Annotated in this window: 31 protein-coding genes; 15 read left to right on the forward strand and 16 right to left on the reverse strand. The window is 29.4% G+C overall.

Annotated elements, in window-relative coordinates; genetic code table 11:
- From J3359_RS12780 to J3359_RS12805, 6 genes are read right to left on the reverse strand one after another with little or no spacing between them, the layout of a single operon-like run.
- Entirely contained in the window at positions 1-498 is a 498-nt protein-coding gene (locus tag J3359_RS12780) for a DUF1097 domain-containing protein (RefSeq protein WP_208077243.1), read from the reverse strand.
- On the reverse strand, positions 495-887 hold the full coding sequence (locus tag J3359_RS12785; protein ID WP_208077244.1) for a hypothetical protein: 393 nt from the start codon (positions 885-887) through the stop codon (positions 495-497). The genes J3359_RS12780 and J3359_RS12785 overlap by 4 nt, the downstream gene beginning before the upstream one ends.
- A complete protein-coding gene (locus J3359_RS12790) occupies positions 887-1,294 on the reverse strand; it encodes a DoxX family protein (protein ID WP_208077245.1) in 408 nt (135 codons plus the stop codon). The genes J3359_RS12785 and J3359_RS12790 overlap by 1 nt, the downstream gene beginning before the upstream one ends.
- Positions 1,295-1,298: 4 nt before the next feature.
- Complete coding sequence (locus J3359_RS12795) at positions 1,299-2,183, reverse strand: NHL repeat-containing protein (RefSeq protein WP_208077246.1); 885 nt, start codon at positions 2,181-2,183, stop codon at positions 1,299-1,301.
- A gap of 8 nt (positions 2,184-2,191) precedes the next feature.
- Complete coding sequence (locus J3359_RS12800; protein WP_208077247.1) at positions 2,192-2,566, reverse strand: VOC family protein; 375 nt, start codon at positions 2,564-2,566, stop codon at positions 2,192-2,194.
- Between the two features lie 5 nt (positions 2,567-2,571).
- Positions 2,572-3,552, reverse strand: coding sequence for a polysaccharide deacetylase family protein (locus J3359_RS12805; RefSeq protein WP_208077248.1), 981 nt, complete (start codon positions 3,550-3,552; stop codon positions 2,572-2,574).
- Positions 3,553-3,658: 106 nt separating this feature from the next.
- On the opposite strand from J3359_RS12805, the gene J3359_RS12810 reads away from it, so the two are divergent.
- On the forward strand, positions 3,659-4,510 hold the full coding sequence (locus J3359_RS12810) for an AraC family transcriptional regulator (protein ID WP_208077249.1): 852 nt from the start codon (positions 3,659-3,661) through the stop codon (positions 4,508-4,510).
- Positions 4,511-4,642: 132 nt separating this feature from the next.
- Here J3359_RS12810 and J3359_RS12815 read toward each other — a convergent pair whose 3' ends face one another.
- The 6 genes from J3359_RS12815 to J3359_RS12840 all read right to left on the reverse strand — a co-directional run bounded on the left by J3359_RS12815 (position 4,643) and on the right by J3359_RS12840 (position 11,074).
- Positions 4,643-6,952 carry a TonB-dependent receptor gene (locus tag J3359_RS12815; protein WP_208077250.1) on the reverse strand — a complete coding sequence of 770 codons (2,310 nt, stop codon included), beginning with the start codon at positions 6,950-6,952 and terminating at the stop codon, positions 4,643-4,645.
- A gap of 478 nt (positions 6,953-7,430) precedes the next feature.
- Positions 7,431-7,835: an alternative ribosome rescue aminoacyl-tRNA hydrolase ArfB gene (gene arfB / locus J3359_RS12820; RefSeq protein ID WP_208077251.1), complete on the reverse strand. Its 405-nt coding sequence runs from the start codon at positions 7,833-7,835 to the stop codon at positions 7,431-7,433.
- 154 nt (positions 7,836-7,989) lie between these two features.
- Entirely contained in the window at positions 7,990-8,649 is a 660-nt protein-coding gene (locus J3359_RS12825; protein WP_208077252.1) for an AAA family ATPase, read from the reverse strand.
- Entirely contained in the window at positions 8,610-9,242 is a 633-nt protein-coding gene (gene pnuC, locus J3359_RS12830; RefSeq protein WP_208077253.1) for a nicotinamide riboside transporter PnuC, read from the reverse strand. The genes J3359_RS12825 and pnuC overlap by 40 nt, the downstream gene beginning before the upstream one ends.
- 167 nt (positions 9,243-9,409) lie before the next feature.
- Positions 9,410-10,135 (reverse strand): phosphoglycerol geranylgeranyltransferase, encoded by a 726-nt coding sequence (locus tag J3359_RS12835; RefSeq protein ID WP_208080480.1) that lies wholly within the window; start codon positions 10,133-10,135, stop codon positions 9,410-9,412.
- 51 nt (positions 10,136-10,186) lie between these two features.
- Positions 10,187-11,074 (reverse strand): AraC family transcriptional regulator, encoded by an 888-nt coding sequence (locus J3359_RS12840; RefSeq protein WP_208077254.1) that lies wholly within the window; start codon positions 11,072-11,074, stop codon positions 10,187-10,189.
- A 93-nt stretch (positions 11,075-11,167) separates the two neighbouring features.
- Between J3359_RS12840 and J3359_RS12845 the strand changes: the two genes are divergently transcribed.
- Positions 11,168-11,518: a DUF983 domain-containing protein gene (locus J3359_RS12845; RefSeq protein WP_208077255.1), complete on the forward strand. Its 351-nt coding sequence runs from the start codon at positions 11,168-11,170 to the stop codon at positions 11,516-11,518.
- Positions 11,519-11,715: 197 nt separating this feature from the next.
- On the opposite strand, the gene J3359_RS12850 is transcribed toward J3359_RS12845, so the two are convergent.
- On the reverse strand, positions 11,716-12,342 hold the full coding sequence (locus J3359_RS12850; protein ID WP_208077256.1) for a 4'-phosphopantetheinyl transferase family protein: 627 nt from the start codon (positions 12,340-12,342) through the stop codon (positions 11,716-11,718).
- Positions 12,343-12,405: 63 nt separating this feature from the next.
- Between J3359_RS12850 and ahcY the strand changes: the two genes are divergently transcribed.
- The 3 genes from ahcY (at position 12,406) to J3359_RS12865 (ending at position 14,772) form a co-directional block, all read left to right on the forward strand.
- A complete protein-coding gene (ahcY, locus tag J3359_RS12855; protein WP_208077257.1) occupies positions 12,406-13,713 on the forward strand; it encodes an adenosylhomocysteinase in 1,308 nt (435 codons plus the stop codon).
- Between the two features lie 418 nt (positions 13,714-14,131).
- Complete coding sequence (locus tag J3359_RS12860; protein WP_208077258.1) at positions 14,132-14,374, forward strand: hypothetical protein; 243 nt, start codon at positions 14,132-14,134, stop codon at positions 14,372-14,374.
- Complete coding sequence (locus tag J3359_RS12865; RefSeq protein WP_208077259.1) at positions 14,374-14,772, forward strand: type II toxin-antitoxin system VapC family toxin; 399 nt, start codon at positions 14,374-14,376, stop codon at positions 14,770-14,772. The genes J3359_RS12860 and J3359_RS12865 overlap by 1 nt, the downstream gene beginning before the upstream one ends.
- Before the next feature lie 120 nt (positions 14,773-14,892).
- On the opposite strand, the gene J3359_RS12870 is transcribed toward J3359_RS12865, so the two are convergent.
- Positions 14,893-15,168 (reverse strand): hypothetical protein, encoded by a 276-nt coding sequence (locus tag J3359_RS12870; protein WP_208077260.1) that lies wholly within the window; start codon positions 15,166-15,168, stop codon positions 14,893-14,895.
- 64 nt (positions 15,169-15,232) lie between these two features.
- Between J3359_RS12870 and J3359_RS12875 the strand changes: the two genes are divergently transcribed.
- The 6 genes from J3359_RS12875 (at position 15,233) to J3359_RS12900 (ending at position 19,465) form a co-directional block, all read left to right on the forward strand.
- Positions 15,233-15,700: a DUF1569 domain-containing protein gene (locus tag J3359_RS12875; protein ID WP_208077261.1), complete on the forward strand. Its 468-nt coding sequence runs from the start codon at positions 15,233-15,235 to the stop codon at positions 15,698-15,700.
- Positions 15,701-15,728: 28 nt separating this feature from the next.
- The gene (locus J3359_RS12880) at positions 15,729-17,159 is read left to right on the forward strand and encodes an SLC13 family permease (RefSeq protein ID WP_208077262.1); all 1,431 of its coding nucleotides are present in this window, start codon (positions 15,729-15,731) and stop codon (positions 17,157-17,159) included.
- 74 nt (positions 17,160-17,233) lie between these two features.
- Positions 17,234-17,599 carry a S24 family peptidase gene (locus tag J3359_RS12885; RefSeq protein ID WP_208077263.1) on the forward strand — a complete coding sequence of 122 codons (366 nt, stop codon included), beginning with the start codon at positions 17,234-17,236 and terminating at the stop codon, positions 17,597-17,599.
- Positions 17,600-17,663: 64 nt separating this feature from the next.
- A complete protein-coding gene (locus tag J3359_RS12890; protein ID WP_208077264.1) occupies positions 17,664-17,912 on the forward strand; it encodes a type II toxin-antitoxin system Phd/YefM family antitoxin in 249 nt (82 codons plus the stop codon).
- Positions 17,912-18,172 carry a Txe/YoeB family addiction module toxin gene (locus J3359_RS12895; RefSeq protein WP_208077265.1) on the forward strand — a complete coding sequence of 87 codons (261 nt, stop codon included), beginning with the start codon at positions 17,912-17,914 and terminating at the stop codon, positions 18,170-18,172. The genes J3359_RS12890 and J3359_RS12895 overlap by 1 nt, the downstream gene beginning before the upstream one ends.
- An 18-nt stretch (positions 18,173-18,190) precedes the next feature.
- On the forward strand, positions 18,191-19,465 hold the full coding sequence (locus tag J3359_RS12900) for a Y-family DNA polymerase (protein WP_208077266.1): 1,275 nt from the start codon (positions 18,191-18,193) through the stop codon (positions 19,463-19,465).
- Between the two features lie 212 nt (positions 19,466-19,677).
- On the opposite strand, the gene J3359_RS12905 is transcribed toward J3359_RS12900, so the two are convergent.
- Positions 19,678-20,109: an exosortase F system-associated membrane protein gene (locus tag J3359_RS12905; RefSeq protein WP_208077267.1), complete on the reverse strand. Its 432-nt coding sequence runs from the start codon at positions 20,107-20,109 to the stop codon at positions 19,678-19,680.
- Positions 20,106-20,642, reverse strand: a complete 537-nt coding sequence (gene xrtF, locus J3359_RS12910; RefSeq protein WP_208077268.1) for an exosortase family protein XrtF — start codon at positions 20,640-20,642, stop codon at positions 20,106-20,108. The genes J3359_RS12905 and xrtF overlap by 4 nt, the downstream gene beginning before the upstream one ends.
- A gap of 51 nt (positions 20,643-20,693) precedes the next feature.
- Here xrtF and J3359_RS12915 point away from each other — a divergent pair, with 51 nt between their 5' ends.
- The 4 genes from J3359_RS12915 (at position 20,694) to purH (ending at position 24,298) form a co-directional block, all read left to right on the forward strand.
- On the forward strand, positions 20,694-21,146 hold the full coding sequence (locus tag J3359_RS12915; RefSeq protein WP_208077269.1) for a GAF domain-containing protein: 453 nt from the start codon (positions 20,694-20,696) through the stop codon (positions 21,144-21,146).
- A 45-nt stretch (positions 21,147-21,191) separates the two neighbouring features.
- Positions 21,192-22,178 (forward strand): lytic polysaccharide monooxygenase, encoded by a 987-nt coding sequence (locus J3359_RS12920; protein WP_208077270.1) that lies wholly within the window; start codon positions 21,192-21,194, stop codon positions 22,176-22,178.
- A 52-nt stretch (positions 22,179-22,230) separates the two neighbouring features.
- A complete protein-coding gene (locus tag J3359_RS18455; protein WP_302850185.1) occupies positions 22,231-22,356 on the forward strand; it encodes a hypothetical protein in 126 nt (41 codons plus the stop codon).
- Positions 22,357-22,768: 412 nt separating this feature from the next.
- Positions 22,769-24,298, forward strand: a complete 1,530-nt coding sequence (gene purH / locus J3359_RS12925; RefSeq protein ID WP_208077271.1) for a bifunctional phosphoribosylaminoimidazolecarboxamide formyltransferase/IMP cyclohydrolase — start codon at positions 22,769-22,771, stop codon at positions 24,296-24,298.
- The last annotated feature ends 4 nt before the right edge of the window (positions 24,299-24,302 follow it).

Genomic DNA, 24,302 nt, shown 5'->3' on the forward strand with positions numbered 1-24,302 from the left:
TTAATTTAATATTTTATTTAATTTTTCTCTACTAATTATGGTAATGTAACCTGCAAAAATTCCAATTAATAACGGAATAAATAGTTTTGGAAAAATGGTTGTAATTGTTGCTTCTGATGCAAAATACAAAACAGTTCCTAAAAATGTTGCGGCTATAAATTCTTTCCAGCTTTCTATAATTTCTAAAAAAATAAGAATGGTGGCAATCCAAAAAACTACAAATGCTGTAATATATAGTTCTAAACTTGGTTGTGTTGTTAATGTGTTTACATAAGTAATAACGTAGTTTCCTATTAGTGCAATAAAAATACCAACAAAAAATGCGACTAACATTTTAAACGATTTTTTCATATTGCAGTTGTGTAGAAAATAATTCGCCCAAGCAAAAAATACAACCCATGCTTTTATGGAAAGCCATCCAGAAATTAAAATTACAATTGCTGCAATTAATCCTACTAAAATCGAATGGTATATTGTATTTATATACTTATTTTTCATTGGTTTTGTTTAAATTCTACTGTGGTAAAAATTAAAGTATTGTTACCTATGTTTTTTAAATTGTGTATAAAATAATTACTTTCGCTTAAATTGTTAAAGTAAGTAATGTCGTTTTTTTTGTATTCTGTATCTACTATTTTGCCATCATTATAAAAAGATCTCGATTTTCCAGAAGTAATTGCTGTATAAAAATATGGTTTAGAATGTTTGTGAAAAGGTAAAGATTTTCCTGCTAAGAGTTGAATGTTCCAAACTTTAAAAGTTTCGGTTTCTAATAACAAATGTTCGCCAACAATTTCATTTTTTTCGGCTGTTTTTAGTGCTTCTTTTAAGTCTTCTGTCCAAAAAGAATCCCAGTTTCCTTTTTTATTAATTTCTTTTGTGGTCATTATTTTTTGTGAATTAAGGTGTCTATAGATATTTTATTTTTATCGATATTAGTAATAATATAATAGAAGAACAAAGCATAAATCATTTGCATTCCTGCCCAGTCCCATTTTTCTATTAAACAAGAACCTGTTATTAAAATAATAATTACAATGGCTCCAGCAATACTTGCTCTGTAAGTAAACAAACCAAAAATTAATAAAAGACCGATTGCGAATTCTAAAAAGGGTAAAACGCTACCCCAAGTGGAAACTACAAATGTTGGTAATATACTCTCTTGAAACGTGCTTACTACCCAATCTTTAAATCCGCCTAATTTAGAAAAACGTACCAAACCATGTCCTAAAAAACTTACACCCATTGCAATTCTTAGCAAGGCAAAACCTGTTTGTTGTGGAGTTGTTTTCATAATTTTATTTTTTAAAGTGATATTTTAATAACTTATTATCTAACATTAAAGGAATAAAAAGAGATTTTGTTTTTTTGTGGAAAAAAGTATCTGCACTTCCCTTTGTAAGATTGATAACTTTAGTGGTTGTATTTAATTTTTTTGAATAATAAAGTAATTTGCCAGCCAACCAATCTGTTAGTAAAAAACCATGTAAAGTTTCACTTAAACCATCTAAATTTCCAATAGGTTTTGTAACCGATTTTATTTTTTTAGATTTTAAATTTACACTTAACAAGCTTCCATTTGTAGTGGTTTCGTAAGTTTCTGGATTTATATTTTTACCCCAATTTGCAACAAATAGTTTGTTTTTAGAAACATACAAACCATTTGGCATATTTAAGTTTTCGTCTTTTAACCAAAGCTCTACTACTTTATTTCCTTTTTGGGGTAATTTGTAAATTCCACTAAAACCAAACGTATTACTTGCATATACATTTCCTTTTTTATCAACTGTAATGTCATTTAAAAAAGTGGCGTCTTTTGCTTTAAATTTTTGAATTTTACCATTTTTTATTGTTATTTCTACAATTTCATCAATATCTGTAGCGTATAATTTTCCTTTAGAAATAACTAAACCCTTAGGTGCATTTAAACCAGTAATCCATTTTTGTTGTAAAATTTTTCCACTGAAACTTACTTTAGAAATATAGCCATTTCCATCTTTTTCTGTTGGAGTGCCATTTATGTTCGAAACATATAAAACGTTATTTTTTGTATCTAAAACAACACTTTCTGGATTTTCGAATCCTGTAAGTTCCCAATCTTTTTCTAATTGAAAAGGCAATTTATTTTGTGCGCTTACAAATTGAGAAATGATAAGCAATAAGATGTATAATTGTGTTTTCATTTGTATTATTATTTAATTTTTTCGTTAAAAACGGTTTCTAATAAAACCCCATCTGGAGTTCTAAAAAAAATTCTTCTTTCTTGTAATTCTTCAATATCCATTAAAGAATATCTAATTTTTAATTCTTGTAATTTTTGTTTAAATTTTTGATAACCTTTCATTTGAAACCCAACATGGTCGATATTGTTGGTGGTAAAATCTGTTCTGTGTCCATAGCCACCTATTAAATGTACAAATGGATGTTTGCCATTAAAAAGCCAATGTCCAGGAATTCGTTGCACAACTTTAGGTCTTGGTTTTTCAACCAAATCGAAAACAGTTTCAAAGAAAGCTTTCGTTTTGGCTAAATTTCCTGTACGAATAGTAATGTGATCAATTTTCATCTTACTTATTTATTAAATTCAATTTCAGAATTATCTTCAGGCGTATTTGGGTCGTCTTTTACCATATTTGCAATTTCATCTTTACGCATAAACACAACTCCTTTGTGTTCTTTTGCATATTGTATAAATTGGTCTACTGCATTTACAACTGCTGGCGTTCCACCAATTCTATCGTGCATACTTATAGACATCATGCGTCTTTTTGTGGCACCTTCTTTATACAATTGATCGAATTCCATTTTTAATTGTGCCAAATGTTGGTCTGGACTCCAATGTTTTCCTTCGATATTTACAATGTCGTTATTTCTTAAAGTATATGGCATCACTACAAAGTTTTTCCCCCTAACTTTAGTTACAAAAGGCTCGTCTCTACTCAAATCATCTATATGATATAAGAAACCCAGTTCCTGTAAAACTTTTAATGTGTTTACACCTCTTCTTAACCAGTTTGCATTGTAACCACGACCTCTTTGGCCCGTAATTGCTTCTACTGTGTCGATTCCTTTTTTAATGAAATCTAGCTCGTCTTTGTAACTTAAATTCCATTGATCTTTCCAAGCAATTCCATGTGCAGCAATTTCATGACCACCATCTGCAATGGCTTTTGCAACTTCAGGATACTTTATAGCTGCCTCACCAACTACGTGAGAAGTAACATGAATATTGTGTTTTTTCCAAAGGTCTAACATTCTATAAATTCCTTCTTTTGCACCATAACGAAACCAACTTTCTGCTGGCATATCTGGGTTTCCTTTTGGTAAAGGATTTCCAGAAAAAGGGCTTTCTGCACCTTCTGGTTGTCCACCAGTTTCGAATTGCATAGAAACAGAAATAACCAATTGTGCACCATTTGGCCAATAGCTTTTTCCGTTTTTTATTTTGGTACTTATTTCTTTTTTTTCTGGTGCTTCTTCTTTTTTAGCATCGCAAGCTGTAAAAGTTATTATTAATATAATTGCAGCAAATGTTTTGTATAAAATTTTCATTTTTTTTAAAATTTATTTCTTTTATAATTACACTGCAAAATTAGAGCAGAAGTGTAGTATTAATATTGTACAAATACATTGTATATTTGTATAAAACCATTAAAGTATGATTAAAAGGTTTACCATTTTAAAATCTATTGATATTGTTGAGTTTGATGCCGAAGAAGTTTGGGGATATCCAAAGCACAAACACAATTTTTTTGAACTTACTTTTATCTTAAAAGGAAGGGGAAAACATGTGTTTAATGATAGTGCTGTTTCTTACAAAAAAGGAGATGTTTTCTTTTTAACACCTAAAGACGAGCACGAATTTTTGGTAGAAAAACCCTCTAAATTTGGAGTTTTAAAATTTACAGAACAGCTATTTATAGAAAATAAAAGTTTTAATACTAATAAAGAATTAAAAGCACAAGTGGAAGAAATTATTTTTAATTCTTCGATTCCTGATAAAAGTATAAAAGCTTATAAAGCAGATAAAAAGCAGTTGTTGTATTTGTATAAAATGATTAAAACAGAATTAGAAAACCCTAATTTACGAAGTAGAAATATAATCTTAGAGCTTTTTGGAGCCTTGTTATTAATTGTTTCTCGAAATTTAATTTCTAATGTAAATTATTTATCGAACCCAATCTTATCAGAAAAAGAAAAAATTGAAAACATTTTGGGGTATATAAGATTGCATCTTTTTGATGCGGATAAAGTAAAGATTAAAGCGTTGGCAAATACCTTTAATATGTCTGCAAACTACATTAGTATTTATGTAAAAAAACAGACAGGAATTTCGATAAAAGATTACATTATAAAATCGAAATTAAAATTGGCAGAAAGACTTTTAAAGGAAAGTAACTTAAATATTACCCAAATTGCTGCGAAAACTGGCTTCGTAGATGTGAGCCATTTTAGTAAAATATTCAAAAATAAATACGGAAAAAGACCGAGCGAATATTATAAAAAGTAAAAGAGGTTGTCTGAAAAAGATTGAAATGTTATTTCGACTGTAATGGAGAAATCTTATTTTTTTAATATATAGATTTTTCGACTTTACTTAAAATAATTTGTTATTTTTCAGATAACCTCTTTTATGTAATTCTTAGAATTTTAAAGTAACACCAACTAAGAAATTTCTTGTGGCTTGTGGGTAATAATAAATATATCCACCACCATAATCATTTGCATTAGAAACATATTCTTTATTAAAAATGTTGTTTACCAATCCAGTAAAAATAATAGATTTAAAAACTTTATTTGGTTTTATTTGATAAACCAAATTAAAATCACTAATAAAATAACTATCTAATTTAGAGTTTTTATCATCTACATTATTTAAAAATTGTTCGCCAACATATTTAGAAAATAAAGAAACCTCTATATTGTTTAAGGGCTTGTACGTAAATATGTTACCGAAAACAATACTTGGTGAATAAGATAAATTAGTATTACCTAAACTTTTAGGAATTCCATTTTCTTCAATAAAAAAATCTTGATTCTTGTTTTTACTAAATGCTACATTCGGTTTTATAGAAAATTGATTTGAAAGCGTAATATCTGCATCAATCTCTACACCTAATCTGTAACTATTTCCAGAAGTTGCTCTTACTGGAGCACCAACATCATCCAAAGCTCCAGTTAAAACCAACTGATTTTTATAATTCATATAATAAATATTGGTATTTAATTTTATAGTTTCCTTTTTTAAACGCCAACCCAATTCGTAATCGTGTAAAGTTTCTGGAGTACTAACTCCGTTTTCGAAATCGTTTCTATTTGGCTCTCTATTTGCCACTGCAAAAGAGGCGTATAAATTGTTGTCGTTGTTAATTTCGTAAGTAAAACCAAACTTCGGATTAAAGAAATTAAAATCGGCATCCACATCAATAGGCACAATATCCGAAGTAATTCCTTTCGTTTGGTAATTTATAAAACGACCTTGTAGATCTACATAAGCGCCTAATTTTTTACTTATATCAAAAGTCGCTTTTGCAAAAGCAGAAAAATCTGTTTTCTGGGCATCCGAAAAATAATAACGATCTCTAATATTGGCATTTGTACCAAATTGTTTTGCCCAAATAACTTCTCCAAAATGATCTCCATTATATTTAGAATACGATACTCCAGAAACAAAATTTAATCCTTCTGCTTTATAATTTGTGCTGAAATTTATTACCTGAAAATTGTTGTCTAACCAACGTCTTACAATTAAATCGGTTTCGCCATTTCCATTTGTAGCTTCTACAATTCCGCCAAAATCAGTTACATCTTCGTCTTTTTTAAACTGCTCGAAATACCCAGCACCTTTGGTATAATTTAACCCTAAATTTGTAGACCAATTGTCGTTAATTTTTTCATTCCAATGCAATTGATAATGGTTTTGGGTATAATTATCTGTTTCATTTTCATAGGTATAAGGGTTTTGTCTTCTGTTTTCTTCTAATTGTTTTTTTGTTAAACCAAACCAAGATTGATACGTTTGTTCTTTCCCACCAAAAGTAATGGCTTTTATCAACGTATTTTCATCAGAATAACTTCCTTGTAAAAAGTACGATTTTAAATCAGAAAACGCTCTATCTACATAACCATCGGAATAAATATTAGACAATCGCCCAGCGATTTCCACATTATTATTTAGTTTTCCAGTACTAAATTTTACGGTGTGTTTTCTGGTGCCAAAAGAACCAAAAGAGTTCGAAATTTCTCCAAAAGCTTCTTCTGAAACTGCATCCGTTAAAATATTTAAACTCGCACCAAAAGCACCAGAACCGTTTGTAGAGGTTCCAACTCCACGTTGCAATTGCAAATTCTGAGTAGAAGAAGCAAAATCGCCTAAATTTACCCAAAAACTACCATGACTTTCTGCATCGTTATAAGGAATTCCGTTAACAGTTACATTAATTCGCTCGCCATTAGAACCACGAACATTCATTTGCGTGTAACCAACACCTGCACCAGCATCACTCGATGAAACCACGTTTGGCAAATAATTTATTAAAATAGGAATGTCTTGCCCCAAATTACGTTTTGCAATTTCTTTTTTAGACAAGTTCGAAAAAGTTACAGGAACAGTTGCATTTACACGAACTGCAGAAACCAAAATTTCTCCTAATTGTGTTGCATCTGGATTCAACTGAATTACATATTCCTCGTTTTTCGAGAGGGTAATTTTCTCGGAAATGGTTTTGTAACCAATAAAAGAAGCCTGTAAAGTATAAACACCTTTTGGGAGTTTAAGACTAAAATTTCCGTCGAAATCTGTTGCAGTTCCTTTTTTAGTCTCTTTCACTAAAATGGTTGCGCCAAATAACGGTTGTTTGTTTTCGTTAACAATTTTTCCTGAAAATGTAAACGATTGGGCGTTTGCAAGTATACTTGCAAACAAGAATAAAAAAAAGGATATTTTTTTCATTTTAAAAAATTTAAAACGAATAAAAAGAGGTAATTATTCTTGCGATTAATATTGAATAATTAGTTAAAAAACTTATAAATTATTTAGTTTTAAAATGTCTCTTCGAGCGCAGTCGAGAGGTTTTAAGTCCTCGACTGCGCTCGAACTGACAACTAAATAATTTAGTAGTTCGAATTCCCTTGGCAACATTATTTGCCCAGGTTCATTGGGTATGATCTCAGCCTTTTCCAGTATTCAGTCATCAGTATGCAGTTTGCAGTTTAACTGCCTACTGCCAACTAAAAAACTGCCAACTAAAATTAGCACCCCTTTATGAGAACGTCGCAAAATTAAGTTGGAATAATTTAATGTGAAACTAAAATGTGATTTTTTTTTGGAGCTATTTCCCGCTTTTCGCACTCGCTTTTTTTCTGAAAAAGAAAAAAGAGCTCAAACAAATGCTTCAATCGGGGCTAAGTGTACTTGCAAGCTTTTCGTTTTAATCGATTTTTGGTTTTTTTCGAAGGGCTTTTTTAAGAGAAGTTCTCTTATTTTTTTCGATTCCTTTTTTAATAGAAGCTTTACTTGGTTTTGTTTTTTTTCTTTTTTTAGGACGAATTAAGTTCGTTTTTATCAATTCTAAAAAACGTTTAATGGCAATTTCTTTGTTTTTATGTTGCGAACGTGTTTCTTCACAAAACAAAATTAGCGAACTTTCTTTCGTTAATTTCGACGAAAGTTTCGTTTTTAAAAGCTCTTTTTCGTTCTCAGAAAGCGATTCAGAATTTTCTAAATCGAAAATCAATTCAATTTTAGAAGACGTTTTATTTACATGTTGCCCACCAGCACCAGAACTTCGAATGGCTTTAAAATTTAATTCTTTTATGATGTTTTCTTTATCCATAAATAAAATAATTGTCTGTTCGAGCGCAGTCGAGAACTATTAAAACCTCTCGACTGCGTTCGAGGAGCAGGAATATAGTTAATTTTATTTCGCAGTTACAATCAACTCTTAATATTCAATTCTAAAAGCGAAAGCGGTCTTAATTCTTTCTTACTTAATAATCAAAATTTGTACTAAAATCCTCCGAATTTTGATGTAAAAAATGCATATCTAAATCTTGTAAAGTATCAGAAAACGAATGTAAATCTTTCTTTTCTTTCAGGATTTTATCAATGGTTTTTGTGGCATTTTTTAAACGTGTTTCTTTATCACCTTTTAATAGAATATAGTTTTTATTATGAAGTTTTAGGGCATTTTTAAAAGCTTTAAACATTTCCAAACGTTGTTCTGGTCTGTCACGTAAATCGTCTTCTTCCCAAGGCGTATCTATATACGTTAGTAAATACAAATCATATTCGTTTTTATTTGCGGCTTCGTCTAATTTATCGTCTACAAAACCACCATAAAATTCTTGAGAATATACTTTTGTTTCTAATAAATCTGTATCGCAAATAAGAATTTTATCTGCTTTTTTAGCCAGCGAATTTTCTAATTTCATTTGTCCGATTGCAATAGGTAATAAATCGTCTTTTTCGCAGGTTTTACGTTCGTTGTTCCATTTGTTTTGCAAATATTCACGTGCAAATTCAGGTGCCCAAACAGTATTGTAATGTCTTGCTAAATGTCGAGAAAGCGTTGTTTTTCCAGTAGATTCTGGACCAAATAAAACAACTTTTACGATGTTAATTGGGTTTTGTGTAAGCTCTTTTTCCATGCTAAATAACCAAAAATGGCGATAAAAGTAAATCCAAAATATTGAAAACTTGTAAATGTAAATCCTTTATACAAATATAAAGGTACAGAAATTAGATTTCCAACAATCCAAAAAAGCCAATTTTCTACTTTTCGTTTTGCCATTAACCACATTCCTACAAAGAAAATTCCTGTGGTAATGGTATCTATATAAGCCACCCAAGAAGTCCATTTATCGAAATAATTATATACGATATAAACGAAAGCTAATGTTGCTAAAAATATTAAAAAGGATGTTTTTTTCTCTTTAGAAGTTGTCCAAGAAATAGGAGTTACGTGCGTTTCGTCGACTTTACGCGTCCAAATATACCAACCATAAACGCTCATTATAAAATAGTAACCGTTTATCATCATGTCACCTAAAAGCCCCCATTTTAATAACAAATACACAAAAATTATAGTGCTAATCATTCCAGTTGGAAATACCCAAATTTTGTTTTGTTTAGAAAACCAAACTGATAAAAATCCAAAAATTACAGCAATAATTTCGAGCACAATATCGATGGTTGCGTATTGTTTATATTGAGAGAAAAAGAAATCAAAAATTTCTGACATTGGGTTTTATTTTGAAGGTGTAAATTTAATACATTCTGTCAGTTCGAGTGATTTTTTCGATTGAAATGAGAAAAAAATTGTATCTAGAATCTTTTAGTTAAGCTATTAGAGATTCTTGCCCGAGTTTATCTTAATCGAAGTCGAAAGGTAAGAATTATAGATAGAATCTACTTTCTTAAATCACTAAAAAAACTTTCATCTTTCTCAAAAGCAGTTCCAATAACTACCAAATCTGCGCCCGAATTAAAAGCTGCATCTAACTGTTTTTTAGAACGAATTCCACCACCAACAATCAAAGGAATAGAAAGATTATTCTCTACAAGAGTAATAATACTTGTCTCAACTGGCACAGTTGCTCCTGAGCCAGCTTCTAAATAAATAAGTTTTTTGCCAGAAAATTCTCCTGCCAAAGCTGTATTTAAAATAAGTGTTTTATTTTCTTGTGAAATTGGTTTTGTGTTGCTTACTTTTTGCGTGGCAGTTTCTTTTTTTCCATCAATTAAAATGTAACCAGTTGGTATAATTTCTAGTTCTGTTTTTTGTAAAACAGGAACTGCTTTTATTTGTTGTTCAATTAAATATTCAGGATTTCTACCAGAAAGTAAGCTTAAAAACAGAATTCCATCTGCTTTATTTGAGATTTGAGAAACATCGCCAGGAAATAAAATTACAGGCAATTGCGTTACTTTTTTAATTGTTGAAACAACAGCTTCAGTTTCATTATTTACATCTGTACTACCACCCACAAAAATATGCGTTGCCATAGATTGGTGTACTTTTTCAAAAAAAGAAGAAATATTTTGGAGTTCGATTTTTTCAGGATCTATAAGAACAGCCAATAACTTTTTGCCTTTTTGTTTTGCTTGTAAAATGTTTTGGTAGATATTCACGATTGCGAAAATAAGTTATTACTGGCATATTTGTAATAAAGAAAATTACTTTGTTTACAATGTATCAATTTCATAATATTTCTTTCTAAAATTTAAAGGTGTGTAGCCCGTTTTTAATTTAAAGAATTTCGAAAAATAGGCATAATCCGAAAAATTAAGCGTATTAGATATATTTGCTAAATTATTTTCGGAATGTATAATTAATCTTTTAGCTTCTAATATAATTCTTTCAGATATTAACTGATTAGTAGTTTTATTGATCGTTTTTTTTACAACTCTATTCAAGTGTTTTGTTGATATATTTAATTGATTCGCATAAAATTTAGGTAATTTTTTAGTGTAAAAATTTTCGTTTATTAAATTTTCTAGCTTTTCTAATATTACCAAATAACTTGGCGAAGTAAGTTTTTTAAAATTTACATTAGCAGTGTATGTTCTCGTTAAATCTATATAAATACTATTTATAAGGTTTATTATTTTTAATTCTTTTAGTAGTTTTTGTTGTTTGTATTCGTTGTAAATTTCTTTAAATTTAAGATTTAAAGCAGGTATTTCTTTTTGAGGTAATTCTAATAAAGGCGGATTTTGATTGGAATAAAAAAAAGGAAATGAGCTAAGTGTATGATCTAAAAATTTTAGTTCATAAAGTTCTTGGGAATGAAAAAAGATAAAACCTTCTGGTTCTTTACTGAATTTCCAAGAATGTGTTTGTCCTGGTTTTAGAAAGAAAACTTTGCCCGAATTTACTTGATAAGAATTAAAATCAATTTCATGAACACCAGAACCTTCTGTAAATAGTACGCATAAATAAAAATTATGACTGTGTGGTTTTTCAAGCAATTTCTTGTTTAAATTAATATGATTTGAGAAAGAGTTTATATAAAAATTATTTAACGATTCGGATTCTTGAAATTGATTAATTTTTAAAATGGGTATTTTCATAAAAAATGTCTTAAAAGTACAAATAAAGGAGATTATTTTATATGATAAATATAGCTATATAAGCTTAATTTTGCATAATTTTAAACTTATAAAATGAATAAAATTCTTAATATGTTAAAATGTAAATGTCCTAATTGTAAAAAAGGGAAGATATTTAGCAGTAAAAAAAACCGCCTATTATTCCAATTGCCTAAAATGGATGCTAACTGTGCAGAATGCAATTTTAAATTTGAAAAAGAACCTGGTTTCTTTTTCGGAGCTATGTTTGTTAGTTATGCACTTATCGTAGCAGAAGTTGTAGCTTGCGTAGTTTTATTTAAATTTTTATTAGATTTTTCTTACCTGAAAGTTATAATTATAACAATTGTAACTCCAGTTTTATTAAGTACTATTAATTTTAGAATTTCTAGATCTATTTGGATTCATATGTTTTATGGTGATTAATTTGTAAGTTGTTTAAAAAGTAACAATCCCATAAAACAAAAGCAACTTCATATTAAAAAAAAAATCTAAAGACTTTCTAATTTGTGAAATCATTTTCACACAATTTAATTTGTAATAATTCGAAAAATTAGTAGCATCAAAACAACCCCATCAAAAAAGCTCAACTTTAAATTTTAAACCAACAAACTTTAAACTCTTTAGCATGCATATACACAAGTAAACCCTTCAAACTCTAAAAACCCGATATTGTAAGAAAATTGTTCTCCATTGTATTTAATTTCTCCAGTGGTTTTTTTATCATCAAACTTAAAATCTTCAATATAAATATGGTGTAAGAATAAGAGTTTTTTCTTTCCGTAAATTTTATACAAACTCTCTTTTGCGCCCCAAACAATGGTTAGTTTGCTAATTTTAGCATTAACATTTGCAATGGTATTGTATTCTTCAATTGGCGTGAATTTATGCGCAATTTTTAAAATTTTATCACGTTGTTTTTCAATATCAATTCCAACATGTAAATCATCAGAAATAATTATTGCAGTAAATGTAAAGGAATGTGTGATGGAAATAAATTTTCCATCTTTTAAATGCGGTTTACCAAATGCATCATAAATCAAATCAAAATCTGTATAACCAACCTCTTTTAATAAATGTCTAATACTTAAAAAACCTTTTTGATGCAGTTCCGATTTCATTGAATTCAAACGTGTAGCACTACTTTCAGAAAGAGATATTCCGTCCTTTAAAGTAGGAATAGATTCTTCAATCTTCCAAATCAGTACTTTAGTTGTTTTGTTAACCGATACTATTTTGTAAAGAGCCATAATTTTTAATTTCTATGTCGTAACTTTGTGCCTTGAAAATTTTAGAACATAAATATACATAAAATGAGCACAAATACAGCATACGTTCCATTTAAAGTTAAAGATATTTCTTTGGCAGATTGGGGAAGAAAAGAAATTGAATTGGCAGAAGCAGAAATGCCAGGATTAATGAGTTTAAGAGAAGAGTATGGAGATAGCCAACCTTTAAAAGGAGCAAGAATTGCTGGTTGTTTGCATATGACCATTCAAACTGCGGTTTTAATAGAAACTTTACAAGCTTTAGGTGCAGAAGTTACTTGGAGTTCTTGCAATATTTTTTCTACTCAAGACCAAGCTGCTGCTGCAATTGCTGCAACAGGAACGCCTGTTTATGCGTGGAAAGGAATGAATGAAGAAGAATTCGATTGGTGTATTGAGCAAACGTTGTTTTTTGGTGAAGACAAAAAACCGTTAAATATGATTTTAGATGATGGTGGAGATTTAACCAATATGGTTTTAGATCGTTATCCAGAATTGGCTGCAGAAATTAATGGATTATCTGAAGAAACTACAACAGGAGTTCACAGATTATATGAGCGTGTAAAAAACGGAACATTGCCAATGCCAGCAATAAATATTAACGATTCTGTTACAAAATCGAAATTCGATAATAAATATGGTTGTAAAGAAAGTGCAGTAGATGCAATTCGTAGAGCAACAGATATTATGTTAGCAGGAAAACGTGTAACTGTTTGTGGTTATGGAGATGTTGGTAAAGGAACAGCAGCTTCTTTTAAAGGAGCAGGTTCAATAGTTACAGTTACAGAAATCGACCCAATTTGTGCATTGCAAGCAGCAATGGATGGTTTCGAAGTAAAGAAATTAGAAACGGTTGTTGCAACTTCCGATATTATTATTACAACAACTGGAAATAAAGGAATTGTTCGTGGAGAACATTTCGAAGCAATGAAAGACAAGGTTATTGTTTGTAATATTGGTCATTTCGATAACGAAATTGATGTTCCTTATTTAAACGCAAACAGCAAAAAAGTTGAAATTAAACCACAGGTAGACAAATATAACATCAATGGAAAAGACATTATTTTGTTGGCAGAAGGACGTTTGGTAAATTTAGGATGTGCAACTGGTCACCCAAGTTTTGTTATGTCTAACTCATTTACAAACCAAACTTTGGCACAAATAGAATTGTGGAACAATGCAGCTGCTTACGAGAATAAAGTATATATGTTACCAAAACATTTAGATGAAAAAGTAGCCAAATTACACTTAGCAAAAATAGGAGTAGAGTTAACAGAATTAAGTAAAGAACAAGCCAATTATATTGGTGTAACTGTAGAAGGGCCTTATAAACCAGAGCATTATAGGTACTAAATAGTTTATTAGTTTTTTGGTTGTTAGCGATTAGTAGTAGCTTGAATTTAAAAACTAAATACTATTTCGACCTTCTGGAGAAATCTCATAAAACACGAAAACTCTTTCACTGGAGCTGAATTTATTTCAGTTTCTTTGAAGGAGTTTTTTTATTTGGGCGTTTTAACAGGCTGGAATTTATCTTGAGCGAAGTCGAAAGGCTATATCTTTTTTACGAAAAATAAAAAAAGATGTCGTTTCTATCCTTAACGCAGCTTTTAGCATTTTAATAAGCATACAGTCACATCGAGTGAATTTGATTTTTCATCAAATTTGTATCGAGATGTTTTTTAAACTCTACATAAGAATTTCCAGTTTTTAGAATATAGCTAACTTACAAATAATACAAAAATTAAGTATATTGCATAAAAAATTAAAAATGGCAAGTTTAACAATATCAAATAAAATTTTAGAAAAGTATTTTGGTTATTTAAAAAACTTAGATAATAATGCCAAAAAGAATTTAATTATCAAGCTTACAAAATCTATAGAAATCAAATCAAAAAAAGAGTTTGATGTCAAATCAATTTTTGGGGCTTGGGAAGATGAAAGAACTTCAGATGAAATAATTGGTGAGATTAAATCTTCAAGAATCGAAAAGCAAAATACAGCAAGTTTATAATGAAATATTTATTAGATACTAATATTTGTATTCACCTTTTTCGCGGAAAATTCAATCTAATAGAAAAATTTAAAGAAATAAATTTAGACGATTGTGCAATTTCAGAAATTACGTTAGCTGAATTAACTTTCGGAGCAGAAAATAGCCCAAATCCAAAGAAAAACTACAAAATTATTGATGCTTTTTCAGAGCAAGTAAAAATACTTCCAATTTTCAACTCAATTAAAATTTACGCAAAAGAAAAAGTACGTTTAAGAAAAAAAGGAACAATGATAAGTGATTTCGATCTTTTAATTGGTGCAACAGCAATTGGAAATGACCTAATTATGATTACAGAAAACGTAAAGGAATTTGAGCGTATTTCTGATATAAGTTTAGAAAATTGGGTAATTAGATAGTATTCTATTTCTAAATAGAGTATTTTAAAATAGAAGAATAAAAGATGTCGTTCCTATCCTTAACGCAGCTTTTAGCATTTTAATAAGCATACAGTCACATCGAGTGAATTTGATTTTTTATCAAATTTGTATCGAGATGTTTTTTGAATAAGTTTTTAAAGAAGCAATTTTACTTTTAACAGCGTTTATTACTTCTTTGTGAGAAAGAATATTTCCATTTTCTAAATCTTGTAAACCTTTAGAAATAGACTTTTTTTCAGCAGAAGAAAGTTCATGATGCCAATCATTATTTGAAGTTTTACCAGATAAAACTTCACGAATTTTTTTGATTACAGTAGTGTTTTGCAACTCTATAATTTGCTGAATTAAATGATATTTTTCTGATTGGATATTCAAATCTAATAAATATGCTAAAAGTTTTCGTTGTTTTTAATTACCTTTAAAAAAACAAAAAATCTAAATGAAAACAAACACTTCAACTTTAGAAAACCAATTAACTCAAATAGAAAATTATATTCCATATTTCGAGCGTATAAATACAAAAGCTTCAAAAGCGAATGTTGCTTGGCATTTAGACCATAGTTTAAAAGTCATAAATTCTGTTGTTGGTGTTTTACAAAATTCAAACCCAAATTTGTATAAAGACAATTTTAGTTTCTTAGGAAAAGTATTGTTAAAGTTTAACTTTTTTCCAAAAGGAAAAGCAAAAGCACCAAAACATGTTTTGCCTCCAGAAATTGTTTTAAAAGAAGATATTATTTCTCAGTTAGTTTTAGCAAAAGCAAATATCAGAGAAATCGAAAAATTAGATGTAAATGCTTATTTCAAACATCCTTTGTTTGGAAATGTAAATAAGGTAAGAGTTATTCCTTTTTTAAAAGCCCATACAAATCATCATTTAAAAATTGTAAAAAGTATTTTAAAATAGTTATTTTGCAAGAGCTTAATCAACTAAAATGCAATCAACTAAAAAAATAGGCTTGCTTTTAGGCCCATTATTATTTTTTCTTATCCAGTTTCTACCAATTACTTTAGTATCAGAAAAAGCAGATGCAGTAATTGCAGTGGCTGTTTGGATGGTAATTTGGTGGATTACAGAAACTGTAAATATTGCAATTACAGCCTTGTTGCCACTTATTTTATTTCCATTATTAAAAATTATGAATATTGCAGATGTTGGTGCCAATTATGGGAGTCCAATTATCTTTTTATTCTTTGGTGGTTTTGTGTTGGCTTTGGCTTTAGAGAAAGTAAACTTACACAAAAGAATTGCGTTAAATATTGTAAAACTTACAGGAACAACGCCCAATAAAGTAGTGTTGGGTTTTATTTTGGCAACTGCTTTTATGAGCATGTGGATTAGCAATACAGCATCTACAGTTGTAATGTTACCCATAGCAATATCGGTAATTAGGCTTTTAATAAAAGACGAAGATGGTTTTACAAAAGGCGACAAAAACTTTGCATTAAGCATTATGTTAGGAATTGCTTTTGGCGCAAATGCTGGTGGCATTGCCACAGTTATTGGTACACCACCAAATTCGGTTTTAATAGGACTTTTAGAAAATCAATATAACATTCAAATATCTTTTTTAACTTGGATAAGCTTTGGTTTGCCTTTTTCTCTATTAATAATTACTGCAGTCTATGTTGTTTTAGTAAAATGGATGTTTCCTTGCAAAGATATTTTGTTTACAGCATCAGGAAATATTATAGACGATGAAATAAAAAAAATAGGTAAGATATCCAAAGAAGAAAAAAGAGTTTTAACTGTTTTTGCGATTATAGTATTACTTTGGGTTACTAGAACCATTATCAATAGTATTTTTCCAGCATTAAAATTGTCTGATACCATTATTAGTTTAATAGGTGCTGTTTCCTTATTTGCAATTCCACTAAATTTCAAAAAAGGGAACTTTATTTTAGAATGGAAAGATACTGAGAAATTAGCTTGGGGAATTTTATTTCTTTTTGGTGGAGGTTTAGCACTCGCAAAAGGTATGGCTTCCAGTGGTTTGGTAGATTTAATAACTGAAACAATTTCGGCTGGTAATTTCCCAGTTTTACTCACAGTTTCTCTATTAATTTTATTGATGTTGTTTATGACAGAATTAATGAGTAACGTAGCTTTAGTAGCAGTTTTAGCACCAGTTGTAGCAGGCATTGCAATCGGTTTAAAGATTCCTATTTTAAACTTATTAATTCCTGTAACTATGGCAAGTAGTTGTGCATTTATGTTGCCAATGGCAACACCACCCAATGCCATTGTTTTTGCGAGTGGTTATGTAAAAGTAAACCAGATGGTTAGAGCAGGAATTGTACTAAACTTAATAGCTGTTGGATTGTTAATTTTGTATTATCAGTTTGTAATTCCGCTCTTTTTTTAATTGTCATCCTAGATTTGTTAATTAGTTTTCAAAAATTAACAATTACATATTTCTTTTTCTCGTAATTTTAAAGTGTGAAAAAGGAAGAAGTAAAATTAGTTAAAAAAACGAAAAAAAGCTACAGAGTTGCGCGTCCAAATCAAACGGGTTTCTCAAGTCCTGCAACACATTATACAGAGCCAAGAATCGATTTAAACGATGCTTTAATCGAGAATCCTTCGTCCACTTTTTATGTTCGAGTTTCAGATAATAGTTTTAGTGAATTCGAAATTTTCGAAAAAGATGTTCTAATTATCGACAAATCGCTTACGCCAAAAAACAATCAATTAGCAGTTGTTGTGCAAGAAGGATGTTTTCAAATTAATAGAATAGCCTGCAATTCTAAAGAGGAAATTCAACTTTGGGGCGTAATTACTTATATTATAAAATCTGCTTTGTAGTTTTTTAAAAATTTAATTAAAAATAAAAAGTACTTTTTTAAGTACTTTTATATATATTTGCAATATGGAAATAGTAAATTATACAGATTTTCGTTCCAATTTAAAGCATTGGTTTGAAAAAGTGATTAATGATGTGAGTGACGTTGTTATCAAAAGAAAAAATGGGAAAGATTTAGTTTTAATATCTTTAGATGAATACAATTCATTGAAAGAAACTAACTATTTGTTATCTGGAAAAAACGGAGCTGTTCTATTAGATTCAATCGAAGAATTAGAAAGTGGTAAAGGCTTAAGAAAAGAATTGATAGAATAATGCAATTAATTTGGTCGACTAAATCTTGGAATGATTATCTCTATTGGCAAAAAGTCGATAAAAAAATTGCAAAACGAATTAACGAATTACTTAAAGTTTGTATGCGAACTCCTTTTGAAGGAATAGGAAAGCCTGAAGCTTTAAAAAATAATTTACAAGGATATTGGTCTAGAAGAATTACAAGCGAACATCGATTAGTTTATAAATGTGAAAATGAAGAGTTGTTCATTTTGGCTTGTAGATATCATTATGGGCAGTAAATTTTATTTTTTTAAACCATGATTGCCTTAGTAGATTGCAACAGTTTTTATGCTTCTTGCGAACAAGTTTTTAGACCCGATTTACAGGGAAAACCAGTCGTTGTTTTAAGTAATAACGATGGTTGTGTAATTGCAGCAAATAAAGAAGCAAAAGCGTTGGCTCACATTCCTATGTTTCAGCCAGTTTTCAAAATAAAAAATATTTTAAAAGCCAATAATGTAACTTGTTTTTCATCTAATTACACATTGTATGCAGATATGTCTCAACGAGTTATGGATACTTTGCGAGAATTCTCGCCAATTGTAGAAGAATATAGTATCGACGAAAGTTTTGTGGATTTATCGTATTATCATACGGATGAATTAGATAAAATTGTCCATAAAATTAAAGAAAAAATTTATAAAAATACAGGAATTCCTGTTGGAGTAGGAGTTGCAAAAACGAAGTCGCTTTCTAAAATGGCGAATAAATTTGCCAAGAAAATTCCTGAGAATAACGGAGTTTACGTTGTAGATTCAGAAGAAAAAAGACAGCTTTTATTAAGTTCTGCTAAAATAAAAGACATTTGGGGAGTTGGACGAAAACACACCATTCGCATTGAAAATACTGGAGCAAAAACAGCTTTAGATTTTGCAAATACCAATTTGGCTTGGGTAAGAAAAGAATTAACAGTTGTTGGAGAACGTCTTTGGCGAGAATTAAATAATTTACCTTGTTTGGAATTGGTTACAGAAACCAGTGTAAAAAAAGGAATTGGAACTGCTAAATCTTTCGGAAAAAAGTTGGCAGATTATAGTATCATCTCTGAAGCAACCAGTTTTTATGTAGCAGAAGTTGCAGATTTGTTACGTCAGCAAGGTTCTGCAGCAGGTTGTATTGAGGTTTTTTTACAGACGAATTATTTTAGTAATTCCGACAATCAATATTCAAATAAAATAGTTATTACTCTAGATACACCCACAAATAATACAATTAAATTAACGAAAGAGGCTTTAAAAGGACTCAAAAAAATCTACAAATCTGGTTATCGCTATAAAAAAGTAGGTGTAAATTTATTTAATTTAGTTCCAGAAAACCAAGTGCAAACAAGTCTTTTTTACGAAGAACATAAAAGTGAAAGCAAAGAATTAGGAAAAGTAATTGACGCTTTAAATAGTAAGTTTGGTAAGAATAAGGTAAAATTAGCAACTGTTGGTAATCGCGAAAAAGATTGGGCGTTAATTAAAGAACATAGGAGCCCAAGATTTACTACACAATGGAGTGAGTTGTTAACGATTGGGAAGAGAAACTAATTTATTTCAAGATTAAAAAATGTATATTTATTATAGAAAAAGCATAAGAATTATGTATTTAGAAACAAGAAAACACGAATTTATACTTTAAATAAAAACATAGAAAGTAACACTAACAAGAGTTAAATTAGTGTAGTGGCTGTTATTTTAAAAAACACTCGTTTTATTTGTTGTAATAAAGTTACAATAAAACATTTAGATAGTTTACAAAATTATCGATTGCTTAATTTTTGAAAATAAAAAGCTGGCAACAATAATAATAAGAATAGTGGATGAATTATAAAACGTCGTATGTAAAAAGGAAGTAAATAACCATTTTCGAATTGATTTCTTAATAAAAGAACGAATATAACAATTAAAACCATAAATGCTGTCATTAAGAAAAAACCTGTAAACTTTAAATAGTCTTTCCTTTCAAACAAAACCCAAATAATTCCTAAAGTTATAATTGAATTTAAAATATATCGAAACAACATATCTACCATTAAATGCCAAATATCTATTTCTGGCATTTTGGTGTATAAATAATCGTTTTTAAAATACTCGATTAATGGATCGTAAAATAATTTAGCAGAAAAAGCGCGAATTACAAAAAGTAAAAACACCAATATTAAAGTTAGAATTATTTTAATGTATTTGTTCATTTTTTATAGTTTGAAAACTTATTTACCCAAAGCACCCACAATAAAAATACAGTCCCGTAAATAATTGCAGGAAAAACTAAGTTGTGTAAAAACTCTTGTTTATTTGGGTATTTAAAAATCATAACTGTTAGAAACGCAATTCTAAAAATATTTATAACATAAATAAAAAGACTTCCTAAAATAGAGAAAATAATCGTTGCTTTAATAGAGCCTGCAAAAGCAACAATAAAAGCAATAAATAAAATAATAATACTTATAGAATTACAACCTTCAATTACTCTAGCAGTATAAATATTGTCTATTAATAATTTAACAGAAAGCTCCTCTTTATGTTGCTTATAATCTGCATAAAACCCAAAGAATTCTAAAACATCTACAGTTTGTTCTGCTACAGTTGTGGTAATAGTTGCTGTTCGAAAAGGAACTTCTTTTTGCTGAGAATTTTGTAAGTATGTTGCATAAATTGCAAATAATATAAAATATGTAGCAAAAAATTTAATCAGAAAAAAGACAACGTTTTTATGTTTTTTCACAACAGATTTTAATTTAATTTTGTGGATTATTACTAAAGACGAAGATACAAAATGGATATTTATAAAATACAACAAGAAATCGATGCAATAATTTCTTCAGAAAAATCGTTAGAATTAAAACTGCAAGAAATTTGCGACACTTTAGAAAAACAGATTTCTTATTACGATTGGGTTGGTTTTTATTTTAAAAATGGAGATAAAGAAGAACTAAAATTAGCACAATATACAGGAGAAGAAACAGAGCATACGATTATTCCTTTTGGAAAAGGTATTTGTGGGCAAGTAGCTGTTAGTAACGAAAACTTTGTAGTGCAAGATGTCTCTGAGCAAAACAATTATATTTCTTGTGGTTGGCAGGTAAAGTCGGAAATTGTAATACCTATTTTTGTAGATGGAGAAAATATTGGGCAAATAGATATCGATTCTCATACAGCAAATACGTTTACAGCAAAAGACGAAGAATTGTTAGAGTATATCTGTAAAAAAATAAGTATTTTATTTTAAAAAAAAAATATTTTTATAATATTTGTAGTATAAAACCCCCTATAAATGAAAAAAACAAATAACTATTTAGTTTCTTTTTTGTCAAATAAAACAAGTCTTTCTTTGATAAGAAAATCATCAAATAATAAATTATTCTATAGTTCTATTATTTTATTTTTTGTATCTATTTTTCCACAATCAATTTTTTCTCACGGAACAGTAACAAGTCCTGCAAGTAGAATTTGGCAATGTCGTTTTCTTGAAAACCCAGAAAACCCCACCTCTAAAGCATGTATGGCTGCAGTTGCTTCTCATGGAACTCAACCTTTTTATGATTGGAGTGCAGTTCGTCAAGGAAATGCTAATGGAGATCATCAACGATATATTTTAGATGGAAATTTAGCAAGTGGTGGAGACCCCGATAAATATGGTGGTTTAGATCAGGTAAGATCAGATTGGGTTGCTACAAGTGTATCTCCTGGTCCATTTACTGTTACTTGGTATAATAAGGTTGGTCATAAATCTGAATATTATAGAGTATATATAACAAAAGAAGGTTGGTCTCCAAACAAGCCTTTAGCATGGGGTGATTTAGAATTATTGGCAGAAACAGGTCCTAAAGATGGGAAAGAAAAATACACTGTAATAAATGTAACCTTACCTAAAAGAACAGGAAAACATGTAATTTACAGTATTTGGCAGAATAGAATAGGATTAAGTGCAGAAGCCTTCTACTCTACAAGCGATATTGATTTTGGTAATACGTTATCTGTAAATGAGTATAACGAGCAATTAGCTAAACTAAATCAAAATTATCCAAACCCTTTTGCAGTAAGTAGTAAAATAGGATACACCATTCGAAAAGAAGGAAATGTTTCTCTTAAGGTTTATGACATTCTTGGTAAAGAAGTAGCTACTTTAGTTGATGGTTACCAAACAGCTGGCGATTACAATATTATCTTTAAGAATGAAACTTTAGATGAAGGTGTTTATTTTTATGTATTTAAATTAGATAGTTATATAGAAACTAAAAAAATGATTTTGAAAAAGTAATTTTTTTAGTATATTCGGAATCTTATTAAAACATCATTAAATCCCTAAAATAATGAGAAAAAAACAATTTACTAGATCTACAGGTCGTAACAATCATTTAAATTTTGTTGATAAAAAACAATCATGGATGGATAATTTCGTTGAATGGTTTCATGACTTTTTAGAAAAAGCAGAGTAATTTTTCTTATACCTATACTTAATACCATTTCTGCATAAAAACTATTGTAATAAAACACGCTTTTTTGCTCTTTACTAAAAAATAAAAAAAAACATTAGAGCATAAGGTTATGCTCTAATTTTCTTTTTTGTATATAAAAAAACATTATTTTTTTACAGTAATTTCAAAACAGAAATGGTATAAGATTCTTAGAATGAAAAAAAATCAATAGAGTTTTCTTAGAAAAACATTTTCTTCTTCTAGAAAAAAGCAAGACAAAAAAACACCAAGAAATTAGATACTTTAGTCGTAAGTTTTAAAACCAAAGTTCAAATACATTAGTTGTTAATTACTTCTGGTTTTTGTTACTATCTTTTTATTGTCTTACGAGGTTGCTTTTACTACATTTGTGTGCTTAACAACACAACACTAAATGAGCACTTCAAAAACAATTAAATCCGCATTAATTTCGGTATTTCACAAAGATGGTTTAGCCCCAATTGTAAGAGAATTAGATAAATTAAATGTAACTATTTATTCAACTGGTGGTACAGAAAAATTTATCAAAAATCTTGGTATAGATGTCGTTCCTGTAGAAGATGTTACTTCTTATCCTTCTATTTTAGGAGGTAGAGTTAAGACTTTACATCCAAAAGTTTTTGGAGGAATTTTAAATCGACAAGATCACGAAGGCGATGTTACTGAATTGAAAGAATACAACATTCCGCAAATAGATTTGGTTATTGTAGATTTATATCCGTTTGAAAAAACAGTTGCTTCTGGAGCCTCTGAACAAGATATTGTAGAAAAAATAGATATTGGAGGAATTTCTCTAATTAGGGCAGCTGCAAAGAATTTTAAAGATACTTTTATTGTTTCTTCCATGGGTCAATATGAAGATTTCCTGTCAATTTTATCAGAAAATAAGGGAGAAACTTCTATCGAACAAAGAAAAAAATACGCAGCAAAATCTTTTAATGTTTCTTCACATTACGATACTGCCATTTTTAATTACTTCAACAATAACGAAGAACCTGCTTTAAAAATTAGCGAAACAAACGCACAAGTTTTACGTTATGGAGAAAATCCACACCAAAAAGGATATTTCTTTGGAAATTTAGAAGAAATTTTCGATAAATTGCATGGTAAAGAATTGAGTTATAACAACTTATTAGATGTAGATGCCGCTGTAAATTTAATGGAAGAATTTAAAGGAGAAGCACCAACATTTGCCATATTAAAGCATAATAATGCCTGTGGTTTTGCGCAAAGAGAAACCATTAGCGAGGCATATTCAGATGCTTTGGCTGGAGATCCAGTTTCTGCTTTTGGTGGAATTTTAATTGCAAATACACAAATTGATGCTGCAACTGCAGAGAAAATTAACACCTTATTTTGTGAAGTAGTAATTGCACCCAATTATTCTAATGAAGCTTTAGAAATCTTAAAAGGAAAAAAGAATAGAATTATCTTACTCAAGAAAGAAGTAGCATTGCCAAAAACAACCATTAGAACTTGTTTAAATGGTAATTTAGTTCAAGATAAAGATAATATTACAGATAAATTAGAAGATTTAAAATACGTTACTAACAATAAACCAACCCAAAGCGAGTTAGAAGATTTATTGTTTGCATCGAAATTGTGTAAAAACACAAAATCGAATACAATTATTTTAGTAAAAAACAAGCAGTTATTAGCAGGTGGAACTGGGCAAACAAGTAGAGTAGATGCTTTAAACCAAGCGATTGAAAAAGCAACTTCTTTTAAATTCGATTTAGAAGGTTGTGTAATGGCTAGTGATGCGTTTTTTCCATTTCCAGATTGTGTAGAAATTGCAGACAAAGCAGGTGTAAAAAGTGTAATTCAGCCAGGAGGATCTATAAAAGATCAATTAAGTATAGATTACTGTAACGAAAACGGTTTATCTATGGTTATGACAGGAACAAGGCATTTTAAACATTAAGATT

The organism is Polaribacter cellanae, assembly GCF_017569185.1.
Taxonomy (GTDB): domain Bacteria; phylum Bacteroidota; class Bacteroidia; order Flavobacteriales; family Flavobacteriaceae; genus Polaribacter; species Polaribacter cellanae.